The organism is Prosthecobacter dejongeii (genome assembly GCF_014203045.1).
GTDB lineage: Bacteria > Verrucomicrobiota > Verrucomicrobiia > Verrucomicrobiales > Verrucomicrobiaceae > Prosthecobacter > Prosthecobacter dejongeii.
This window is the reverse complement of record NZ_JACHIF010000006.1, coordinates 101,051-125,438: the sequence shown is the minus strand read 5'-3', so window position 1 is coordinate 125,438 and position 24,388 is coordinate 101,051. Positions and strand designations below refer to the sequence as shown.

7 protein-coding genes are annotated in these 24,388 nt (G+C 58.4%); 5 read left to right on the top strand and 2 right to left on the bottom strand.

Going from position 1 to position 24,388, the window contains the following annotated elements; translation table 11 throughout:
• Positions 1-7 precede the first annotated feature (7 nt).
• Positions 8-6,805, bottom strand: a complete 6,798-nt coding sequence (locus HNQ64_RS14850) for an Ig-like domain-containing protein (protein WP_184209963.1) — start codon at positions 6,803-6,805, stop codon at positions 8-10.
• Between the two features lie 255 nt (positions 6,806-7,060).
• Between HNQ64_RS14850 and HNQ64_RS14845 the strand changes: the two genes are divergently transcribed.
• Positions 7,061-8,728 (top strand): FMN-binding protein, encoded by a 1,668-nt coding sequence (locus tag HNQ64_RS14845; protein ID WP_184209961.1) that lies wholly within the window; start codon positions 7,061-7,063, stop codon positions 8,726-8,728.
• Between the two features lie 99 nt (positions 8,729-8,827).
• On the top strand, positions 8,828-14,221 hold the full coding sequence (locus tag HNQ64_RS14840; protein WP_184209959.1) for a S8 family serine peptidase: 5,394 nt from the start codon (positions 8,828-8,830) through the stop codon (positions 14,219-14,221).
• A gap of 208 nt (positions 14,222-14,429) precedes the next feature.
• Here HNQ64_RS14840 and HNQ64_RS14835 read toward each other — a convergent pair whose 3' ends face one another.
• Complete coding sequence (locus HNQ64_RS14835; protein ID WP_184209957.1) at positions 14,430-15,656, bottom strand: aspartate kinase; 1,227 nt, start codon at positions 15,654-15,656, stop codon at positions 14,430-14,432.
• Between the two features lie 153 nt (positions 15,657-15,809).
• Between HNQ64_RS14835 and HNQ64_RS14830 the strand changes: the two genes are divergently transcribed.
• From HNQ64_RS14830 to HNQ64_RS14820, 3 genes are all read left to right on the top strand, one after another.
• The gene (locus HNQ64_RS14830) at positions 15,810-17,777 is read left to right on the top strand and encodes an acetylxylan esterase (RefSeq protein WP_184209955.1); all 1,968 of its coding nucleotides are present in this window, start codon (positions 15,810-15,812) and stop codon (positions 17,775-17,777) included.
• 96 nt (positions 17,778-17,873) lie between these two features.
• Positions 17,874-23,906, top strand: coding sequence for a choice-of-anchor D domain-containing protein (locus HNQ64_RS14825; RefSeq protein WP_184209953.1), 6,033 nt, complete (start codon positions 17,874-17,876; stop codon positions 23,904-23,906).
• A 69-nt stretch (positions 23,907-23,975) separates the two neighbouring features.
• Positions 23,976-24,290, top strand: coding sequence for a hypothetical protein (locus tag HNQ64_RS14820; RefSeq protein ID WP_184209951.1), 315 nt, complete (start codon positions 23,976-23,978; stop codon positions 24,288-24,290).
• Positions 24,291-24,388 lie beyond the last annotated feature (98 nt).

Genomic DNA, 24,388 nt, shown 5'->3' with positions numbered 1-24,388 from the left:
AAAGGGCTCAGGGTTGAATCACGATCTGACCACCATTGACTTGCTGAAGCTGACCCTGGTTGGTAAAGGCACCGCTGATGTAAAAGAAGGTATCGGCCACCTCCGCACGGATGGTGCCGAGGTTCAGGATGGCCTGCTGCGGCGAGTAACCGTAGAGGTAACTGGTGGTTTGGCTCACCACGGTGAGCCCTGCACCGAAGGTGAGTGTGGACGGTGCCGGATTGAACACATCTGCCGGGTAGGCATTGAGCGAGGAGCCCGAGAAGATGGACCCAGCCAGGATGATGCGCGCCCCTGTTCCGGCGATCGTCTGAGTGCCGTTAAAATAAACCGTGCTGGAGTTCAGCGTCAGCGTGTGGCTGCCCATGGATAGGCCGTTCGTCACCTTCAGGAAGCCACTTTGCTGGTTGATGTTCGTGGCCAGGGTGACGCCATCGAGAGTCCAGTCGAAGTTGTTCGATGTCAGCAGAGGCCCGGCGCTGGCCAGACTGCCGCCTTTCAGCGTGCCGCCCTGGAAGATCCAGGGTGCCCCCGGAGTATCCGGCACAAAGGTGAAGCCCGTATTGTCCAGGATGCCTGTGATGGCACGTGTACCACCCGTGCGGTTGATCACGCCGAGCTCGCTGAGACGGAACTCACCGCCGAAGTCGAGTCGGCTGTCGGTGGCATTGATGGTGCCGTTGTTCACCCAGTCCCCATGGAGGCTCAACTGGCCCTCCGTCACCTGCACGGTGCCCTGAAGGTTCACCGACTCCAGGGTGGCCACCGCATTTTTGGCCACCGTCAGCAGGGAACCATCCGCGGTGGTCACTGCACCACCCAGGATTTTGCCAGCGGAGAGGATGTTCCAGGACCCGGTGGCCGCATTCAGCGCCAGCGTTTTTCCGGTATTGTCCAGCGTGCCCGCGAGGTTCACCGTGCCGCCCGCGCGGTTCACCGTGCCGAGTTGGGCCAGGGTGAAGTCTCCGCCCATCGTGAGGATGCCTGAACCGGAAAGGTTCACCGTGCCCAGATTGGTCCAATTCTGATCCGCGTAGCCCTGGAAGTAAAGGTGCCCCGCCGTCGCCGTCAGGCTGCCTTCGTTGGTGAAGCGTCCGGTCATATAGACGGCGGTGGCATAGTTAATCTCAGGCGGGATAGGCACATTCGCAGTGAGGCTGCCTTTGAAGATGAAATGGGCCGTCTGGCCATAGGCCCGGAGACCCGCGTAGTGGCCTAAGTGGAAGCTGATGCTAGGCTCGAAAGTCAGCACCCCTGGGTCCAGCCCTCCATCGAAGGAGCCGTCATTCGTGCTGATTTCCAGCCCCCGGAAGCCTGCGCCGCCATCGAACTGAAACGCCCCGTTGCCTGAGACGGACTGGGTGCCGTAGAAGTAAAAATACGGAGTGCTGTAATGCCCCCCCGGCCCTGTGCTACCAGCGATGATATCGGCATTGTTTAGCACCAAGCCGTGAGTGACGTAGAGAACGGCACTGGAGCCAATGAGCAAATCCTGATTCACCGTCACGCCATCCAGCTTCCAATCGGCCCCAGCCGGTACATTGACGGGAGCAGAGCCGGAAATGATACCACCCTTGATGGTGCCAGAGCTGCCGATACGGACGAAGTTCGGCAGGGCATCCAGCATCAGAGTTTGGCCGACGTTGTCCAAGATGCCTGTGATCTCCACTGAATTGCCTGTGCCGGTGTAGTTGCCGATCTCGTTGAGCCTAAATTCGCCTTCCAGACGGATGACCGAATTGGTGCCGTTGATGGTGCCGTGATTGGCCCAGTCATCCATCAGCGTCAGCTGTGCGCCGGATTGCACCGTCACCAGCCCCTGGATGTCCACGTTGAGCAACCTGGAGTTAAAAATCCCATCGACGACCAAGGTCGCCCCATCTGCCGTGGTGAGATTCCCGTTTTGAATCTCGCCATCCAAAAGCTCCCAGTTCCCCGTCGTGGTATTGAGCGCCAACGTACCATTTTCCAGATCCATATAGCCTGAGATGACCACACGGCCCCCGGTCCGATTCAGCGTGCCGATGGCGCTGAGGGGAAAGGCGTAACCTCCCTCACCGAAGTCCAGACGACCGGCGGCGCTGACTTGCAGCGTACCATTGTTCACCCAGGTATGGACCAGGCTGATGCGACCAAGCGCCGTAGAAATGCTGCCCTGGTTATTGAGGTTGCTGAGGCGCAAGTGGGCACCAGCGGCATCCGTCATGAGGGTGCCCTGGTTCACCACGGAGTTCAGGAAGCTTTGAGTCGCGATAAAGGCATCACCCCGCGTCCGTACGGTGATACCTGCCTCCAGAATGCCCTGAATATCCGCATAAATCTGGCCACCTGTGCCAAACACAATTTCCCCGTTTCCGGATACCGCCGTGGCACTGCCATAGCAAGTAAAGTAACGAGTATTTGCTCCGGTCTGATCTTGGAAAACCAGGTTCGCATTCTCCAGCCGCAGACCGCCGATGACGGTGACATTGCTGAGTTCTCCCACGAAAAGGTCACTGCCCAAAATCACCCCGGCGAGGGCTACGGCGGAGTTCTCCGCCACGACCAGGCGTGCGCCGCCCTGGGTGGTGATGACGCGGGCCTGCACATAGGAGCCGCCCAGATTTACCTCTAGCTCCGGCGGCCCGTTGATGACGACTAGGTCGTTAGGCCCAGGGACTTCGCCCGTGTTCCAGTTGGCTGCATTGTTCCAGTTGCCGCTGCTGCCGCCCGTCCAGAACACGGGGTCGCCCTCCACACTGAACTGCCAGGTACGATCTGCCGCCAACGCATTGTTAGAAAGGTCTTTCACCCCGGTGGTGAGCACAGCCTGGTAAACACCCGGTGGCAGCTCACCTGTAACGGTAAAGGAGGCCGCCTGGATCTCTGGCCGGAAAGTCACGGCAGAGGCCGTCACGGGCACATCGTCACCGCTGCCAAAGACATCATCTGGCCCGGCCTCAGTGACCAGAAAGGTGGTCTCATTCACCGTGGCAGGGTCCAGGGCCTCGCTCATGAAGGCCAGCGCACTGGTCACCTTTCCGGTTAGGCCAGAAGGACCCACACGGGTGACCACAGGCGGTGTGGTATCCGGCACCAGGGTCACCACAAATTCGCGAGTTAGGGTGGCATTGCCTCCCGTGTCCGTTGCCCGCGCACGCACCTTAAACTGAGTGCGCTGGGCCGTGGCCTTCGGGGTGAGGAAGCGGTGCTCAAAGGGGTAGTTTCCATCCACCGAAACTAAGGCTCCATCCACGAAAAACTCCACATTGCGCACCTGCACATCATCCGCCACGACGGCGGAAAGGCGCATCAACTTGCCAGACTCCGCCACACCCGTGCCAGCGGTCTGGTCGAGGGTAAAGTTGGAGCTGAGGGCAGCCGTCGGGGCCTGCCCCAGAGTATCAAAGGCCTGATAGGCCATCACTTGCAGTCCGCTGGCCGCATCTGCCACATAGGCGATACCATTGAAGATGGAAAGCGCGGTGGCCACGCCAGGAGTCAGGAAGGTGGTGCTGAAAACAGGCTGGCGGCCGTCATTGCCGAGCTGGTAAGCATCCACATCATGCGGATCGGACAGCGGCGAATTCGGCCCCACGGCGACGAGGGCCAGGCCCGAGCCATTGCTGACGAGTTGCTTCCACGCGACCTGGCTGGTGAGGAAATTTTGCAGGACGGGCGGATTGCTTTCACTGGCGGCGGTGTCCAACAAGTGGAAGCCGCGGCTGTGCACGGCATACAGCGTGCCCTCACCTGCAAACAAGCGAGGCCTCCAACCAGTGATGCTTTGATCCACCAGCGGTATGACTGCTCCCACTCCTAAATTGGTGAGGTTGATGCACGTGACCCGGCCTTGTTGCAGGACGTACAAATGCTCTCTCCACACGGCCAGATCATAGATGACGCTGGTCACTGGCAGCGGGATGCGCTCCAGCACGGTGCGACTGACGAGGTCCACCGCGACGATGGTGCCATGGCTCATGGCAACGTAAGCCGTGGGACCGCTGACCGTCACCACCTGGGCACTGTGCTGCCCATTGCCGAGATTTACTTGCGCGGCGATGCGGACATTGTTGAGGACCGATAGATCCACAAGGACCAGGCCCGTCAGCCCATCTGCCACCACAGCAGTGGTTCCAGAGATGGCGACTGAGGAAGCTTCCCCTAGCGTGTCTAGATCCGCCACCCGTGTGGGGTTCAGCCCAGTGGCCACATTGAAGATGCTGATACCCGCCGCGCCATTGGCGGTGACGACCAAATTATTGCTGGAGGCCACGTCCACCGCCGGGCCGGAGGTGGGCACGCTAGCCACGATGCCCGTGCTGGCGGCCAGACCGCTGGCGGGGTCGCTGCCCTGGCGGATTTCTGTGCCATCAGGGATGCCGTCATTGTCCGTATCTGCCTGGGCCGCATTCGTGCCGATGACTGACTCGGCCAGATTGGAAAGGCCATCCCCGTCCAGATCCACTGTGGCACCATTGGCTGCTGAGATACCCGGAAAGAGCAGAGTGGACTGGCTACCGGTGGGACCGCTGGTAAAGGAAGTCTCCGCCACAGCCAAGGTGGAAGGGTAGAAAAAGCGCACCACAAAATCCGTCTCTGGCGCCAGGATGAGATTCGGCAATGCACCGGCGCTGGAGGTACGTCCACGCTGCACGACCTGGCCATTGTCCTCACGCACCAAGACAAAAAAGGCACTTTCTGGCTGGCGAATCGGGAAGATGCCCGTGGTGGTCACAGTGGCTAGCTTTTGACGTAGCTGCGCCCACAACGGCTCATAAAACTCATGCGCGCTGAGGCCGCCAAGGTGGGCGTTTAGCTGGGCCTTGGCCGCCGTGATGATGACCTGCTGCTGCACCGTTGGCATGTAGCCTTCAGGCTTCCCGGCATAGATGTCCTGGATTTGTTGCTCGATCTGATAATGCGCCAACATGGAGGCTGCCAGGGCCTCGTAACTCATCACCAGGCTGTCCACCTGGGCATTGCCAGAACCAGCCATGATGGAAGCACCTGATGTGCGTTTGCCCCTGGCGGACTGAACGGCAGGCGCACAGGGAGGCTGTGGGCGGCCCGGGCCGATGCCATCCGCATACTCCACATAAAAGTCTCGCAGAGCCTCCAGATAAAGCCGATAGGCATGAGCATCCGCCACCATCTTGTCCATCTCCTGGAACTCCTTGCGGGCACCTTTACCAAATTTAAAAAGCTCTTTCGCTCCACGGGGAATATCGCCCAGCATCTTGATGAGACGACCGCCGATGCCCATGCCTGCATTGGTGGCATTGGCAGCGATCATTTGCTGCACTTCCTGGAGATCCTGAGGGTCTTTAAAACCCGGCCCACAAGGTGGCAGATCTGGCGCGCCAGGACTGCCGACGGAAGGCCCATTCGGCTGCCCAGGTGGCGAGCCTGGATCGGCCGGGCCTCCACTGCCTGCACTCGGATTTGTGCCATGCCAGCCGGGCTGGAGCACACCCACGCCGTCATCGGTTTTCACAAAATTGCCGTCCTCTGTCACCGTCATCGGCCCCACCACTTCCCACTCACCCGTGTCATGATTGAAGGAAAACAGCGCCGACTTCGCCCCTGGAGGTAGCTTTTGCCCGGTCACAGGATCTGGCAAATTCGGGAAACAGACTGGGACGGGTGTGTCAAAGTTACTCGCGCCATCCGTCTGGATGGTGATGACCATGGGCAGCTCCAGCCCAGGTGGCAGCGGGCTAGGCAGGCGATTGGGGTCCACCGGAGCTAGCCCTACCTGACCGCCACGGGTGCCATCATCAGCAAACAAAGAGTTCGCCGGCACGAGCAGCTCGGTGCCTTCCAGTTTAGGGTACTCTGCCAGAACGCTAGGAGGAAAATCAATCGGCGTGTCCTGCATCTGACTCACAGCACTGAGGCTGCCTGCGATGATCTTTGGCAGGTAGATGGTGCCCCGGGCGGTGTCGTCACTGTTGCCAGAAAGGTTATCCATGCGGCCAGCGAGGGCGTCCCAGCGTTTGCCCACATTCGGGTAGTAGTCGCCACTGGGGTAATTGCTCACCAGCGCGGTACGGCCATCCACATGAACAAAGAAGCTGCCTGCGGGGCAGGGTGTGAGCGTGAAGTTGCCCTGAGCATCCGTGATCGCACGCAGGGTTTCCTCGGCACCATCCACGGTCACCGTCACGCCCTGCAGCGGCACATCCGCCCCACCCGCCCCCAATTCACTGGCTAAGACACGGCCAGTGATGGCAGTGCCTGCCAGACCAGTGATGCTCAGCGTATCAAACGAGGTGGTGTAGCTCCCCCCGCTGGTGCCATCGCCATCGGCATCCACCGGGCGGCCAATGAGATCGTTGAGACCTGTGGGAGCAAAGGTGACGTGAATGCGCGCATTCGAAGGCAGCGGCTCTTGGTAAAACAAAGTGGCTTTCTTTTTGTCTGAAGAGATCTCTACCCGTGCGAGGATCTTTCGCCCGCCAAACTCCGCGTAAAACTGCGTGGTATCCAGCACGGCATTCAAGGCCAGCGGCATGGAAAAATACAGGATCGTCTCCCGTGTCACGGCCACGCCACCCGCGCCATTGTGAGGCGAGGCGGAACGCACATGTGCCAGCGGCAGGGACTGAGGAGTGGCGGTTTCCAGGATCAGTTTCACCAGCTCGCCATGGTCCGCATCATTGATCACACCATCCTGATTCAGATCGGCAAAAGGCAGCAGCGTCTCAGCAAGCAAAGAGGTCCCTGCCGTATGGCCGACCAGACGGGCCAGATCGTGGGCGGTGAATACCCCGTCTTTGTCGAGATCTCCCAAAGAGTCCGACTCAGCCTGGGCCAGAATCATACTGCAAGAGAGAATCCCAACACAAAACAAGGATGCAACCCGTGCATAAAGTAAGGTCCAAGCGTGCATAAAAGAGACGAATTGGATAATTCGGTATTGGAATTTTACACTCTTTTTTGCCTGATGTATCCCAGAACTTAGTCCTCGCTGGGAGCCTTATTCCTTTTTGACCTGCGAGAATCCATTAACCATGCAAAAGGCATGGCAGCAGAGTTGTTGCGAGGCCGCAGATCCGCCACATTGATCTCTTTAACCATGGCCTCTTCACACCTTCGTCCCCACCTGATTCGTCTTTGGCGGATTGGCTTGTTGGTGCTGGCCGTCCTGGTCATTCGCCAGGCCGTGGAGCAGCAGGACCGGGACGTAGCCGTGGCTGCGCTGAAGCCGGAGCGGCTGCGCGATTTTTTCCCCGAAGCAGCCACCCTCAGCGAAGCCCCGTCCAGCAGCGGCTGGCGGCAGGTGCTAGATGCCACCCAGAAGCCTCTGGGCTTTGTCACCACGACCGCGCCAGAGTCTGACCATATCATTGGTTATTCCGGCCCCACGACCACTTTACTAGCCTTTGATCTGAAGAAGAAACTCATCGGCCTGCGCGTGCTTAAGAGTCATGATACCTCTGACCATTTAGCCGAGGTGATTGCCGATCGGAAGTTTTTCAAACAGTTCACAGATAGGCGAGAGGAAGGAGCCGCCCCCGCCTTGCACACGGTCACAGGAGCGACGCTGACCAGCACCGCCATCGCCCAAGGTGTGATGACCAAAATGGGCCAAACCGCCGCCATTTCTCTGCGCTTTCCAGAGGATATCACCCTGGCAGAGGTGCATACCCTGCTGCCAACCGCCGATGCACTGCGCCCGGTGCCGAGGAATCCAGGCCGCCACGAAGTGCTGGATGCAGGCGGGCAGGTCATCGCCCTGGCCGTGCGCACCTCCCCCGTCACGGATACATTGGTCGGCTACAAAGGCCCGACGGATACACTCATGCTGCTGGATGCCAGCGGCGAAGTGCTGAAAAAGATCGCCCTGCGCCGCAGTTACGATACCAAACGTTATGTCGCTTACGTGACGGGGGACGCTTACTTCCTGAATCTCTTCAATGACCGCCCTCTAGAGGCCCTGGCGGAGATGGATTTCGAAAAGGAAAAAATCGAGGGCGTTTCTGGCGCTACGGAAACCAGTTGGTCCATGGCCGAAGGGCTGAAGCGTCGGGCCCAAAGTCTGCTGGAGGAGCGCCCTACCGGCTGGCTACGTCGCATGCAGTGGCGCTGGCAGGATGGCGGACATGGGGTGATCATCCTCGCTGCCTTCGTCATGGCCTTCACCCGCCTGCGGGGCCGGGCCTGGGCCAGGCACACGCATCATTTTCTCCTGATGATCTATGGCGGCTTCATCGCGGGGGAGCTTTTATCGCAGGGGCTGCTGGTGGGCTGGGCAGCCCATGGCACGCCCTGGCGCAGCGCCCCGGGCTTGCTCCTGTTAGGCGTGGTGGCCCTGCTGGGGCCCGTCTTTACCAGCAAGCAACTCTACTGCCACCACATCTGCCCGCATGGGGCACTGCAGCAGCTCCTGGCGAGGCGACTGCCATGGCAATGGCGCATCCCAGCCCGGTTAGAGGCCGTGCTCACTCGCTTGCCCTTTTTATTGCTGGCCTTTGTCCTCCTCAGCGTGGTGGTGGGCTGGGGTGTGGATCTGAATGACTTGGAGCCCTTTGACGCCTATGTCTTCCGCGTGGCAGGCGGGGCCAGCATCGCCATCGCTTTGGTGGGCCTCGCTGCATCGCTCTTCACGCCTCTTGCCTATTGCAAATACGGCTGCCCTACCGGGGCGGTTTTTAAGCTGCTGCGCTTCACCGGCGATGCCGATCGCCTAGGCCTGAGAGATTGGCTCGCGATGGGGTTTTTAGCCTTATTGGCCTTTCTTTGAAACCGCATCTTCTCCCCAGCACATCGGCACTTTACAGAGCAACGTCTCTTCCGTTAGGCTGTTAAAAGCTCCCAAGCCCTGTTTATCCCCCGACCTGCCATGAGATCCCCCACCCAGCGCCTTTTGGCAGCCACGGCTCTGATGCTATTCAGCATCGGTCTCTGGCAGATGCTGCGCCGGGTAGATCCCGCCACGATCTCAAGCCCAGAAAAGACTACTCAGGTCACCTCCACTTCTCATCGTGGCATCACGAGTGCTCAGACTAGCAATGGCACCGTCACCCTAGAAAAACCGGCGACAAAGCAGGATAAATTCGCAGGGCGCGAAGTCATTGCAGAAAAAGAAACCGTTCAGCAAGTCGCCGGCATCCAGCAAGTAAAACGCGTGCGCCTGCTGCGTGATCCCTCCTTCAAATATCCCCTCATTCGCGTGGAAGATGAGCTGGTGCGCGGACCGGAGGGAGATCGCCTCATTCGCCAAGTGGCCATGGTGGGAGATCATGTCTTGGTGAAACCCGCCGACGCTCACATGAGCGAGGACGTCTTGCTAGCACGACTCAAAGCCGAGGGGGCAACCCTACGCCGCAAGATGCCTGCCTCAGGCACCTGGCTCATCGCTTTCAGCAAACCCGATCTAGAGACCGTGCCGCGCATGGTCACGGAGATCAGTGCGATCAAAAACATGGTGCGGTATGCCGAGCCCGATTTCATCATGAGCACCCATGCCGTGCCCAATGACACCGCTTTCGGCGAACTCTGGGCCATGCATAACACGGGCCAAAACAGCGGCATCGCCGATGCCGATGTGGATGCTCCCGAAGCCTGGGCTCTCACCACCGGCAGCCGTGCGGTCAAAGTAGCCATCATTGACTCCGGCATTGACCTCACCCATCCCGACCTAGCGCCCAATCTCTGGACCAATCCCCGTGAAGAGGCGGCGGCCAGTGGGCTGGATGATGACAACAACGGCTACATTGATGACGTGAGGGGATGGGACTTCGTGAATAACGACGCCATACCGCAGGATGATCACGGCCATGGCACGCACTGCGCAGGCACCATCGGGGCCGTAGGAAACAACAACACAGGCGTGGCAGGCATCTGCTGGAATGTTTCCCTCATCGCGCTCAAGACACTCAATGCCAACGGTAATGGCACACTTTCAGACGGGATCGAAGCCATTGCTTACTCCACGAGCTTGGGCGTCACGCTTACCTCCAATTCCTGGACGGGAGGAGAGTACTCCCAGGCCATGGCCGACGTGATCGAAGAGGCCAATGAAGCCGGCATTCTGTTCATCGCTGCGGCAGGCAACAACAGCTCCTACACGGAATACTACCCTGAATATCCCGCGAGTTATCCGGGCACGAACATCATCTCCGTGGCTGCCACGACTCGCCAGGATGGCCTCGCCGCATTCTCCAACTACGGCCCCATTTCCACTGATCTTGGGGCTCCCGGTCAGGACATTTACAGCGCGGCCCGGGGCGGGGGTTACGTTTACAACAGCGGCACCTCCATGGCCTGCCCACACGTGGCTGGGGCCTGCGCCCTTTTAAAAGCCTTCCGTCCCACGCTGACCCACACCAGCATCCGCAATCTCATCCTTAAATCCGTGGATCAGATCCCCTCCCTGGCGGGGAAAACCGTCACTGGCGGGCGGCTGAATCTCTACAACGCCCTCCTGGCCAGTGATGACATCCTGGTGACCCCAGGCAGTGGATTGGTCGCGCTCGGGCCACTCGGCGGCCCTTTCACCCCACCTAACAAGGTTTACACCCTAACGAATGATACCGAGACGGCAGCCACCTGGACCGCCACCGTGGATAAAACTTGGATCACCCTCACCCCACCCAGCGGCCAACTTTCTGCGGGTGAAAGCATGACCTTCACCGCCAGCATCAATGCCCAGGCGAATGAGCTTCCCGCAGGCACCCACGTCGCGACCCTCACGGTGCTAAACTCCAGCACGGGCCGCACGCAGCTCCGCAGCCTAGCGGTGCAGGTGAATTCCGTGCCCGTGTATCAGTTTGATCTGGAAACGGATCCCGGCTGGCCGCGCACCGGCGAGTGGGCCTACGGCGTGCCACAAGGAGGTGGGGGCCTGGCCTATGGGCGCCCGGATCCCAAAAGCGGTGCCACCGGCAGCAAGGTCTTGGGCATCAACTTAACAGGTGATTACTCCACCGACATCGCGCCCCCGCAATACCTCACCGCCGGGCCCTTCAATCTCACGGATCACCTCAGCACCCGCCTGCGATTCCAGCGCTGGTTAAATTCGGACTATCAGACCTGGGTGTATGCCACGGTGCAGGTCTCCTCCGATGGCAGCACCTGGAACACGCTGTGGGAAAACGGTAGCACGCCCTACAGCGACTCCGCCTGGACGGAGATGGAGTATGACCTCTCCGCCTATGCCGATGGCAAGCCGCAGGTGTACATCCGCTGGGGGCACCAGGTGGCTAACTTTGGCACTTACCCCTACTCCGGCTGGAATCTGGATGACATCCAGATCCTAGGTGCGCCGAAGCACCAGATGACGCTCACGCTCCCTGCTTCCCTGATCGAAGGCAGCTCCGCAGGTCCCGCCAGGATCCGCGTGAACCCGGCCCCACCCGCGCCTCTGATTGTCAATCTGGCCTCCAGCCGCCCTGGGGCAGAACTCCATCTGCCGTTTTACGTCACTGTCCCCGCTGGGGCCCTGGAGGTGAATTTTGAAGTCTCGGCCATTCAGGACATCTTCGTGGACGGTAGCCAGCCCGTCACCGTCACCGCCACTGCCCTGGATTACCCCACCAGCGTCGCGACCATGCTGGTGCACGATGATGAACAAGGCGTTTTGACCCTCAACACGCCAGCCAGTTTTGTGGAAGGCAGCGGCGAAGTCCTCCACAGCGCGAGCCTGCAACTGGCCCAGCCTGCTGAGGCCAACATCGTCATTTCTCTGCAATCCAGCGATACCACGGAGATGCAAGTTCCCGCCACTGTCACCCTCCCCCAAGGCCAGCAGAGCGTCTCCATCCCGCTCACTTTTCCGGAAGATGTCGTCATTGATGGCAGTCAAACCGTCACGCTCACTGCTGCCGTCACCAACTGGCCTAACGCCCAACGTAACCTGACCGTCACGGACAATGAGTCCCGCCAGATCACCCTCACTCTGCCAGCCAAACGCCGGGAAAGTGCGGGCACACTCAATGAAGGCGGCAGCGTCAATGTGGCAGGCCTGCTAGCCACCGCACTCACGGTGAACCTAACCAGCAGTGATACCACCGAGCTAACCGTCCCAGCGACCGTGACCATCCCCGCAGGCAGTGCCTCGGCCCGGTTTGCCCTGCAACTGCAAGACGATGTGCTGACTGATGGGGACCAAGTCGTGACCGTCACCGCCAGCAGCGCCAGCTTCCTCACCGCGACAACCAGCATGAGCGTGACGGATGATGAAGTGCCTGCTCTACCCGTGCTGCCCACCCCCACCAATGGGCAAGACCCCACGCATCCTAAAACCAGCCTCACCTGGCAGTATGATGCGGACAGTGGAGCCTCCCCAGAAAGCTATCAAATCTACTTTGGCACCCGGCCAGACCCCACGGAACTTCTAGGCAGCACCAGCGCCACCACCTGGCAGTTCCCTTTGCCTGGGCTCCGCTCCGCCACGCAGTATTACTGGCGCATCGTGGCACGCCGCGGCAGTGCCACACGCTCTGGAGCCATTTGGTCCTTTAAAACGCCACCCGTGGGCCCTCTACACCACTTTGTGTGGGACCCCACCCCCGCCGCGGTGGCTCTAGGTGTGTCCTTCCCCGTGCGAGTGACGGCGGTGGACCAGTATGACATTCCTCTAGCCCGTTATGAGAGCCAGACCCCGTTCACTGCGCAGCTCAAACAACCCGAATCCACCACCGGAACGGGTACCTACCCGTGGACCTTTCCTCTGGCGACCAACTACCACGATGCCCGCAGCCAGATTATCTACACCCCGGCTGAGGCTGGGCCCGCAGGGCGACTCACCGCACTAGCGATCGAAGTCAACACGCCCCCAGGGCAGCCTTTGACCCAGTTTACCCTGCGGCTCAAACACACCACGAAGACCGACTACCTTAGCGCGGGTTTGACCTGGGAAAATGAAGAGTGGACCACCGTCTATGCAACGGAACAAACCTTCAGCACTCCAGGCTGGACCTGGTTCGTTTTCACCACCCCTTTTGACTACGATGGTACACGAAACCTCATGGTGGACATCAGTTTTAACAATGCGGGTTTTACCACGGACGGCACCACCCGCACCACCATCACCAGTGACTACCGCACCCTCGCCTTTCGGACTGATAGTGGTTATGGAGACCCCCTGACCTGGGCAGGGAACTATCCCACCCCTCTCGCCTACAATGGCCTGCCAAATTTACGGCTCCGCCGCGCCGACCAAGAAGTCCCCCTCAGCCCTGAAACCAGTGGCCCCTTCAACGGAGCCACGTGGAGTGGGCAGATCACCCTGCTGGACAGTGGCAGTGGCCTCCGCCTGAAGGCACGAGACGCTGCAAATGCCGCTCTTTTTGGCCTCTCCGATCCGCTGGATGTCGTGGTGGTGGAGGACTTTGTCCTCGCTTCAGAGCCGCTTTTTACGGGGGGGCTTTCCAATACCCTCAGCGGTGAATCTTTGGGTGATGGCTACGAATATGAATTTCAGCGGGCCACGCAGGCGGACTTCAGCGATGCCGCGTCCAGCGGCTACGTGACCTCTCCGCAGCACCTTTTCAGCCCATTGACGGATGGGAAGCTCTATCACTTCCGGGGTCGTGCGCGGACTGGCGGGGCCTTGGGCAAGTGGTCACCGGTGGAGCGCTCCACCCAAGATGCCACCCCTCCCACCCTCGCCTTCACCCAGCCATCCGGGGGCCTCACAGCCCTTGATCGGGTGAATCTAGGCGGTGCGGGGACAGACTCCGTCAGTGGCATCAGCAACGTGATGGTGAATGACATCGTGGGCATCTCCCAGGATGCCTTCGCAAACTGGAGCGCGCCGGCTCTATCGCTGGCCGAAGGACTCAATACTTTCACCCTCACCGCCACCGACAAGGCCGTGCCGCCCAATGTCCGCAACGTCACGTGGACCATCACCCGCATCACGGATCCCGAAGCGGACGCCAATGGCGATGGCATCACTTCCCTGATGGATTATGCCTTCCACACAGCAAGCCATTCTCCGTCCAAAGCCCTGCCCATCATCTCAGCGGCCAAACATCCAGATACGGGCCAGACCCACCTCATCCTCAGCTACCGCCGCCTCATCAGCAATCCCTCCCAGGTTCTTTACCAGGTGGAAACCAGCGATGGCCTCCAGGCCTGGCAACCTCTGTCAGCCCCCATTGAATACCTCTCCATCACCCCTACCGGAGATGGCGTGACTGAATTGGTCCAAGTACGACTGCATCCCAGTATCGAAATCCAGAAGCGCCGCTTCGCCCGCGTCCGCGTGGAGACCTCTGCCAGCGAATGATGTGAGAGGTCTTGGGATTTGGCCAACGTGATCAAACCCATTCCGACGGACTGCCGATGCGCCCCGCAGCGGACACCACCTAACCAACTTCGCTCAAACGGAGACGACCTTTTTATGGCGCTCCAGGGAGCTGGTGGCACGTCAAAAAAAAGAGACCTTTGGCAAACGCTGCCAAAGGCCTCCGAAGGGGTAACTCGCGCTTTTATAGTTAGGCGGCGTCCAAGCCAAAGGCGGTGTGCACGGCACGGGAGGCGGTTTCGATATCAGCCTCCTGCACGATGACAGCGGTCTTGATCTCGCTGGTGGAGATCATGAGGATGTTCACGCTGACGTCGGCCAGGGCTTTGAACATCTTGGCCGCGACGCCGCTGTGGCTGCGCATGCCGATGCCCACCACGCTGAGCTTGGCCACGCCAGACTCAGTGCGCAGGGTCACTTTGTCACCGAGGGTGGAGAGGATGTCACGCAAGGCTTTTTCAGCCTTCGGCAGGTCTGCGGCACTAAGGGTGAAGGAGATGTCTGTTTCGCCATCGAACGAGACGTTCTGCACGATCATGTCAATCATGATGTTGGCACCGGCGATGGCACCAAAGATGACGGACGAGATGCCCGGGCGATCTGGCACGTCATCAATGGTGATCTTGGCCTGATTGCGCTCAAGGCTGACGCCGCGCACGACGACGGATTCCATACCGGGGGTTTCTTCTTTCACGAGGGTTCCTGGGTTGTTGTTGAGGCTGCTGCGCACTTCAAAACGCACGCCAAATTTTTTCGCAAACTCGACGCTCCGGCTCTGCATCACCTTGCTGCCGCTGCTGGCCATTTCCAGCATCTCGTCATAGCTGATTTCTTCGATCTTCGTCGCGCACTTCACCACGCGAGGGTCGCAAGTGTACACGCCATCCACATCGGTGTAAATCTGGCAGAGGTCAGCCTTGATAGCGGCGGCCATGGCGATGGCGGTGAGGTCACTGCCGCCCCGGCCGAGCGTGGTGATCTCGCCACTGGCGGTTTCACCCTGAAAGCCTGCCAGCATGACGATGTTGCCTTCATCCAGCATCTTATGCACGGCATCTGGCGTGATGTTGACGATGCGTGCCTTGGTATGCATGCGGTCCGTGGAGATGCCAGCCTGCGCTCCGGTGAGGGAGACGGCTTTGCCCCCCAGGGCATTGATGGCCATGGCGGTGAGGGCGATGGTGGTCTGCTCTCCGGTGGAAAGGAGGACGTCCATTTCACGCTCGCTGGGGTCCTGCTCAGGGGACACTTCTTTGGCCAGGCGGATGAGGTTATCCGTCACGCCCGACATGGCGGAGACGACGGCGACGACCTGGTGGCCAGCGCGCTGAGTTTCCAGAATGCGGCGTGCGCAGTTCCGGATGCGTTCTGGATTGCCGACGGAGGTACCGCCGTATTTCTGGACAATGAGGGCCATGGCTGAGAAAGGGCGGCGAAAGTGGCACGACCTGCGGGGGGTGCAAACGAGAAATCACGTTTGCGGGGGCCCTTGTGGGCCGGGAACCAGCGGAATGGCTGCAATTTTCCTTCCCAAAGCACGATCTTCTCTCTCATCCTGCTCCTCTCCACCATGAAAGCTCGGCTCCTTCTCCCCTGCCTCCTACTCCTCACGGCCTCTGCTTCCGGTATGGACAATGCGCGACCGATGCGGGATCTTAATGGCTACTTTCCCTTTACCCCAGTGGCGGATGCAGCGGCGTGGCAGGAGCGGCGGGCGGAGATCGAAAAACGCGTGCTCCTAGCCAATGGCCTGTGGCCAATGCCGGAAAAGACTCCGCTGAAGGCCACCATCCATGGTCGGGTGGAGCGGGATGACTACACGATTGACCGGGTGTTTTTTGAAAGCCTGCCGGGCCACTATGTGACAGGCAGCCTGTATCTGCCAAAAAAACACAGTGGCAAGATCCCCGCCATCTTATGTCCCCACGGTCACTGGCCGAATGGCCGTTTCATGGATGAAGGTGCAGGCAGTGCAGTAGTAAAAAAGCAGATCGAAACTGGAGCCGAAGAGCGCGAATCTGCCGCCCGCTCCCCGCTGCAGGCGCGCTGCGTGCATCTGGCCCGCATGGGCTGCGCAGCCTTTCATTACGATACGCTGGGCAATGCCGACTCCATCCAATTTCCCCTCCACCGCCACGGGGCGGGGCAGGCCGGCTTCCTTAGCCCCCAGGCAGATCTGCGTCTGCAGACCTACCTGGGCCTGCACACCTGGAACAGCGTGCGCGCGCTGGATTTCCTGCTGAGTCTGGAGGGTATCGACCCGGACCGCATCGGCTGCACGGGGGCCAGCGGGGGCGGCACCCAGACGATGATGATCACGGGCATCGACCCGCGGATCAAAGCGGCATTTCCCTGCGTGATGGTCTCCACCGCCATGCAGGGCGGCTGCACCTGTGAAAACGGCCACTACCTGCGCATCGGCCAGGGGAACGTGGACATCGCCGCGCTCACCGCCCCACGCCCGCTGGGCATCACCGCTGCGGATGATTGGACAAAAGAACTAGCCACCAAGGGCCTGCCAGATCTGAAGGATCTTTATGCCAAACTGGGCGTGCCAGACAAGGTCACCGCCCACATCGCCACCCAGTTTCCGCATAACTACAATCTGCCCTCCCGGCTGGCGATGTATGAGTTCTTTAACCAGCACTTCCAGTTAGGCCAAAAAAGCCCCATTCAGGAGCGCGACTTCACTTTTTCTACCAAGGCCGACATGACCGTCTGGACCGCCGAACACCCTGCCCCTACGGGCAATGCGGTGGGAGAGGCCCATGAAAAAGCCGTCTGCGACTGGATGACGGCGCAGGATGAAAAGAACATCACCGCCCTCATCCAGAAGGACGATACCACCGCATTGCGCAACATCGTGGGCGAAGCCTGGAAGACCATAGTGGGCCGCCCCCAACCCACTCCGCAGGAAGTCGCCTATGAAATGGTGAAAAAGGAAGAGAAGGCCGATCACTTCATCGTCCAAGGTCGCATCCAAAACACCCGCGACGAGGAAACCCTGCACGCTGTCTTCCTCTACCCGAAAAACTGGCAGGGCGAGGCCACCCTGTGGCTGAGCCTCAAGGGCAGCGACTCCGTCCTCACCGCCGCAGGCCCCACACCCGCCGCTCAAAAGCTGCTGGATCAAGGCATCGCCATCGCCTGTCCCGATCTTTACCTGCGCGGCATGACCGAGCAGCCTAAGGCGGGAGACAACCTGAAGGCCAAAGCCAACGACTTTCGCGAATTCAGCGGTTACACCTTTGGTTATAATCCCACCCTCCTGGCTCGCCGTGTGCACGATGCCATGACGATGTTGACCATGATGCAGAGCCAGGAAAAGTATCCCGTGAAGCAGCTCAAAATCCACGGCCTGGAAGGTGCTGGCCCCATCGCCCTGGTCACCGGCACCGTCCTCGCGCTGGATGGCGTCACTGCGGATCTGGAAGGCTTCCGCTTCGCCGATTTAAAGTCCTCCTGGGATGTGAATTTCGTCCCAGGTGCCGTCAAATACGGCGATGTGGACGCCCTGCTGAAGCTGACGAAGGAGTGAAAGAGGCGGTCGCATACCCCGACCTTTATGGGGGCTAAAGGATAGATCGTTACATTGACTTTACCGATGCACCTAGGCATTATCCGCCTAGCGTTCATGGCAAAAAATATCCTACCCCCCTGCCTACTCAGCCTCTGCTGGCTGGTCCTCACCACCCTGGCCCCCGCCGCGCCTGGGGATGTGGATGTGACTTTTAAAGGCAGGGCTTACGGCCCTATCCGCTCTGGCCAATCAGTGAGAGCCACCGCTGTGCAGCCCGATGGGAAGATCGTGATTGGCGGGTATTTTTTTGACGTGAATGAAGACATCCGACCATTTATCACCAGGCTCAATCCTGACGGCAGTCGTGATACTCCTTTCGAAACACGGATACCCATCGAACCTCAGGCCATTGCGGTTTTGAATGATGGCAAACTTTTGGTCGCAGGTGCATTTGCGAGCACAGATACAACGATTTCTAAAAACACCCTTTACCGCCTGCTTCCTGACAGTACGATTGACACCAGCTTTACCCCAGAAATCTTGGGGGGCTCTATCAATAGCATCCTGGTTTATCCGAATGGCCGCATCATGATCGGTGGCACATTTTTAACCGTCGCAGGTGTGGCCCGCCCCTACCTTGCACGTCTTGAGGCAGATGGAACTTTAGATGAAAGCTTCAATCCGTCCATCAACGCACGAGTTTATGGCATGGCCTTGCAGCCGGATGAAAAAATCCTGATCGGAGGCTCTTTTTCTTGGACCCGCGCAGACACCCAAGTTCAAAGAGGCATTGGCCGTCTGAATGCAGATGGGAGTGTGGATTCTAGCTTCATTGCCACGAGCTCGATCGTAAATAACACTGTCGATCCTGTCACCGCCTTCGCATTCCAGCCCAACGGTAAAGTTGTCATTGGCGGATTCTTCGGCCGAATCAATGGAATCACTCGGTCTCGACTGGCGGTTTTAAATACCGATGGCAGCTTGGATAGTTCCGCAGTTTATCTCAATGACACAGTTTTGTCCATCGGTGCGCAGGCGGATGGTCGATTCATTATTGGAGGGGACTTTTATAATTTTGCTTCTCAAGTCCCTTACAACGGTATCGCCAGGATTGAGTCCACAGCCACCCTCGACTCCACCTTTGCAAGAAATCCTTTGAGGACGGTCAGCGGTGTCACTCTGCAAAACGACGGTCGAGTTTTTCTAGGTCTGAACAGACGCGGGCTACAAAGTAGCACAGCCCCGAACCTGATCACTCGCCTTGAAAACAGCCCGGCATCTGAAACCCTGACGACCACGGGCGGAACTACGATCAACTGGCTGCGCGGAGGATCTAGCCCCGCTGTCGCCTACACCACTTTTGAATTGAGCACCGATGCTGGCGTCACTTGGACTCACCTCGGCAGCGGCATACGCGTCACGGGTGGCTGGGAAATGAATGGTTTGTCATTACCGGCTAGTGGCTTGGTCCGTGCACGCGGGAGGACGTACAGTGGGCATTACAACGGATCCTCGGGTCTTGTCGAACAAGTGTGTTCTTTGGATCTAACCACGCCTCAAATGGTGATCGAAGATCCGGCTGGCGCAGTCTTGCCTTCGACCAACGCGAGCTTTGACTTCCTCAATGAACGCTTTGTGGCCAAGACCTTTAAAGTCCGCAATACAGGACTTGCCCCCTTGTCTTTGAAAAGCCTTCGCTGCCCGTCCTCACTAATCATTCTGGAAACTAGTGGTCTTCCAGGCCTGCTCTGGCCAGGCCAGGAAGCCAGCTTCACAGCGACCTTCCGACCTTCCCGACCCGAGGCGTTGAGCAGCAGCTTTGAGATTCATAGCAACGACCCAAATACACCAATTTTCAGTGTGCACCTTTCTGGGCAAGGAGCTTTGGGAAGGAATACCAATATCAAGAATGTTTACGCCCAACTTTCCAACCCATATTCAAGCCCGAACTACACAGATTCTACCGTCAGTCCCGTCCGCAAACTTTATACAATCTCATTGCCTTATAAGGCTTACTCCCTCGCTTTAAGGCTCGAAACGGAGGACCATGTAGACCAAATCAATTCTAATGGCACACCGCTTTCGAAAAAAAGTTACGAAACTGAATATTATGAATTACCCATCATATTCACGGGTAATATTCAAACTGTTGATTTAGAAGTGGTCGCACTGGATGGCGTGACCAAACAAACGTATCGCATCCTCCTAGCAAGAAGACCCCCTATAGCTGGCGACCTTGATTTCGCATATGCCAGCGATGCTGCTCAGCATAAGACTCATTCATCCCTCTCCATCACTCCCGATGGGAGCCTCGTCAGCCCATCCACCACGGAGCCCTACCTGAAAAAAATAAACGCTACGGGTGCTCTGGAGTCCGCCTTTAATCCGGACTTCCTCTCAAGCGATCAAGTCAACGGCATTCAACAGTTGGACAACGGTGATTACTTGATTTTCGGAAATCTTTCTTTGTTTAACGGATCTTATCGTACACCCGTCGCCTTATTGAATCGTGAAGGACAGTTACTTCCAGATTTTAGGCCTATGGGAGTTGCTTCGTCCGAAGTTTTTTGTGCTTTGAGACAGCCTGATGGAAAAATTCTGGTGGGGGGCGAAAATCTCGCCATCCCTGGAAAATCTTTGGGACGCCTTATCCGCTTCCTCCCAGATGGGTCTTTGGACAGTGATTTTCGCCCGAATTTCAATGGCCTAGTTGAAGCCCTCGCCCTAGACGACTCAGGCCATATTGTGGTGGGAGGTAGCTTCACCGAAGTTAATGGTGCCTCTGCGAGTTACTTAGTGCGTTTGAACATCGATGGTTCTAAACACATCGAAGAACCCATTAATTTCGTCTATGGGAGTAGCGGCGTTTCTATCATCGAACGTGCCGCCTCAGGCAAATGGATGATCGCAGGAAACTTTGCAATTATAGCAGGAACATTTCGCTCTGGACTTGCGAGACTGAATGCCGACTGGACTTTAGATCCTGAATTCTCTTCAGCCGAAGGTTACCCGAAATCCATTGCCCTCCAGGCGGATGGCAGTTTATGGATGACGCAAAATAACTACAACCTGCCGCTGGTGCAATTGAACTCTACGGGCACTCGATTAGCTAGTCCGAAGATCACCGGTTATGTACCATACAACTTAGCTTTGACCCAGAACGGTCAGGTCATGCTCAATGGTCATTTTTCGGAGATCAATGACATTCCTCGTGAAGGTCTCTCCAGGCTGCACAATGTCCCGGCCACTCAGGAACTGACGGTACCGAATGCGAGCCGCATTCAATGGTTACGCGGAGGTTCGTCGCCTGAAGCGCGGCGGGTTTTCTTTGAGCTCAGCACGGATCAAGGCGGCACTTGGACGAAGCTCTCGGAGGGCACGCGCATCACGGGGGGCTGGGAGGCCACGGGGCTGCATCTACCGCAGGCGGGCCGTATCCGGGCAAGGGCGGTGGTGGGCAGTGGTTACAATAACAAGTCCTCGGGTTTAGTGGAAACCATCTCGCCAGACTTTCAATTCGCGGCGCCTGCCATGGTGGTCCAGGTGGATGACGAAACGCTGCCTTCAGGTGCGGAGGTGGCCTTTGACGAAGTAGGTCTCAAGACTGGCGTTGAAACGCGGACCCTCCAACTCACCAACACGGGTGGCAGCAGCTTGTTGAACATCCGCGCACAACTCACGGGTGCTGCGGCTAACCAATTCCTCATTCGTAGCCAGCCCTCGACTGAATTGTTCCCAGAGGACGGCTCGACTGTGATCGTTGAGTTCCGACCGACCAAGGCAGGCGACAAATCGGCCACGCTAGAAATCGTGAGCAATGACCCAACCACGCCCGTCTTCAGCCTGAACCTCACTGGTAGTGGCACGAAGGCTATTTTATCAAAAGTGACCACCCTGGCGGTGGCGGATCTCACTGGGGCAAGTGTCACCCTCAAAGGGGTGGTAGATCCACAAGGCGCGGCCCAGACGGTGATCTTTGAATACGGTCTCACGGCCCAACTGGGCCAGCAAGTGGTGGCGCAGCCAGGGACGATTGCCGAGGGTGAAGGGGCCACGGAGGTCCAGGCCGCACTCACCACCCTGTCCCCTCACACACGTTACTTTTATCGTATCCGTTCCAGTGGCACTTTGGGCAGCGCCGCCGGTAAAATCCTGACCTTCACCACACTGAATGCGGTGCCGGTGGGTGCGCCAGATCAATTCATTGTGGTGTATGGAAGCAATGGGAGGCTCCCTGTTCTGAGCAATGACCAAGATCCTGATGGCGATGCCTTCAGCTTAAACACGGTCAGTGCCCTAATACCATCCGAGGTAGGCAGTGTGCGCAAAGTGGGCGAAGAAATCGTCTTCACGGCAAATAACCCATTCCATGCCGTTCCCGCTTCGTTCACTTACACCCTTAAGGATGCTTGGGGTGGCGTTTCCGCCCCTGTTGAAGTAAACATCTTCCAGAACGAGGCCATCTTGAGCGGGCCATCCAACGTATCGGCAGTTGCGCAGACCCTTTACATTAATGTGCGGACCGAAGGTATCTGGAGTGTGACTCAGGCACCGGCCTGGCTTCGCCCGCTTCAGTCTGCGGGGGCAGGCAATGGCTCGGCAATTTTCGACCTCCAGGCCAATGTGGGTAAAACTTCACGCACAGGTGTCATCAAAATCGGTCACTCATTTTTTACCCTAATTCAGTCTGCGGCCGCCGTCCCCGAAGGCCCGCCGATTATTTTTGCTCCAGATGAGCTTTACCCCGTCGCCCGTGTAGCCAGGTATTTCGAACTTTTCTTCCCCACTCAAAATCTGCCGGCCATCTTTACGGTGAAAAATCTGCCGCCTGGACTGACGATCGATCATGAAGGATGGATCCGTGGAATTCCGACGAAAGCTGGCCGTTACGATCTCCAGATTCAGGCCCGAAATGCAGCCGGTTCATCTGTCGCAACTAACAGTTTCACGCTCGAAGTGGAGCCGTTGTCTGAGGCGTTGATCGGTGCCTATGAGGGGTATTTTGTTCCTTCCAATCCTGAGGATCTGGGGCTGAGTGGCCGTTATCAGTTCCAGGTGACGCCTTCCGGCAGCTACACCGGGAAGATCTTTTTTGGCAGCAAGTCTGTGCCAATGAAGGGCCTGATTGAAAGCGCCTCCAACGAAACGGGTAGCTTCACCATCCGTCAAAGATTTCAAAGCGCCGCGACGGTGGCAGATCGGGTTCAGTTGAATGTGACGCCGACAGGTGTGGTCATGACGTTGGATTCGGAGTATTCCGCTCCCCCGCCCATCACCAACCAGGGCTGGAAGATCCCCTGGAATGGCAAGGACGTGCAGGCCGCAGCCTACGTGGGGCTGCATACCTTTAAAATCTCCTCGGGGGCGTTCATCGCTTATTTACCTCGCGGGGATGGGTTTGGCTCGGTGAGCATTACGGCGAAGACCGGGGCCGCCCGCCTCGTGGGCAGATTGCCCGATGGCACAGCCTTTACCACCGCTACCTTTGCGGGTGCTGCCTCAGGGAGTAACCAGCAGAGCCAAGTCCTGCTTTACCAGTCTCTTTACAAAGACCGTGGTTTCTTCGGCGGAGTCTTGACCCTGGTGCCAGGAACCACGCCTGCGGAAAACACTGTCTATGGGAACGCTGTCTGGGTGAAACAGCCGGTGGATCCCAAGACCAAGGATGTGGTGTACCCGCAGGGGATCCGCCACCCATACCTCATCCTGTCTGGCAGTGCTCTTCCCCGAGTCGCCGCCGGAGGAGTGGTGATGGGGGTCCCCAATGGGACACCGCAGAATGCCGAACTGCGCTTTCAATACGGTGGCCTCGCAGCGGAGGAAACTCTGGCAGTGACGCTGAGCAATCCGAGCGCCAAAGGAGTCACCCAAAAGGCAGTGGTGCTGGCGGGTGAAAATGCCACGGCGACGCTGCCGAAGGTGGATGCCACCACGGGCCTCTTCAACGGGGAGCTCTCCCTGCCCGGCCCTGTGAAAGCGCTGGACCGGAAAGTCGCCTTCATGGGCCAGCTTGTCCGCATCGGCACGGAAACTCGCGGTTACGGGTTTTTCCTACTGCCGCAACTGCCCGCCGAAGGGGAGACCTTGAAGACCGCTCCTCAGCTCTCTGGTCAGGTGATCTTGAGCCCGGCGGAAGGGGAAGAGTAGGTGGCGGAGCTTGGATGTCATGGAGACGATTGAACAATCACGCCTTCCGTGACTCCAAGCTAAGCTCGAATGGAGCCCCAGACTTCTAACTTCCCATCGCCCGTTCAGGAGGCCCCCTGGAACTACCTGCATCTTTCGCTCGCCTTGATCGTCGGGTTTTTCCTTCAGATGCTGGTCCTCCCCTGCCTGTGCGCGATTGGCAATTGGAGAGGTGAAGTGGCGATGTATTTCAACGCCATGATCCTCCTTCGAATGGGGGTGGCTTATGTCCGAAAAGAAACCGGCAATGCCTGGATCATTTATGCCACGCTTTGCTACACTTCCGCTTTTTGGCTCCACGCGCTGACAGACGTGATCCTTTTCGTGAATGGCCAGAGCCATTGAAGAACGCCGACGCGAATACTCCGCTTGGGTAGTGCCAAACTACAAAAAACGCCACTTTGGCACAGTTGACCCGCTTTTATGAGTCAAAAGGGAACTCC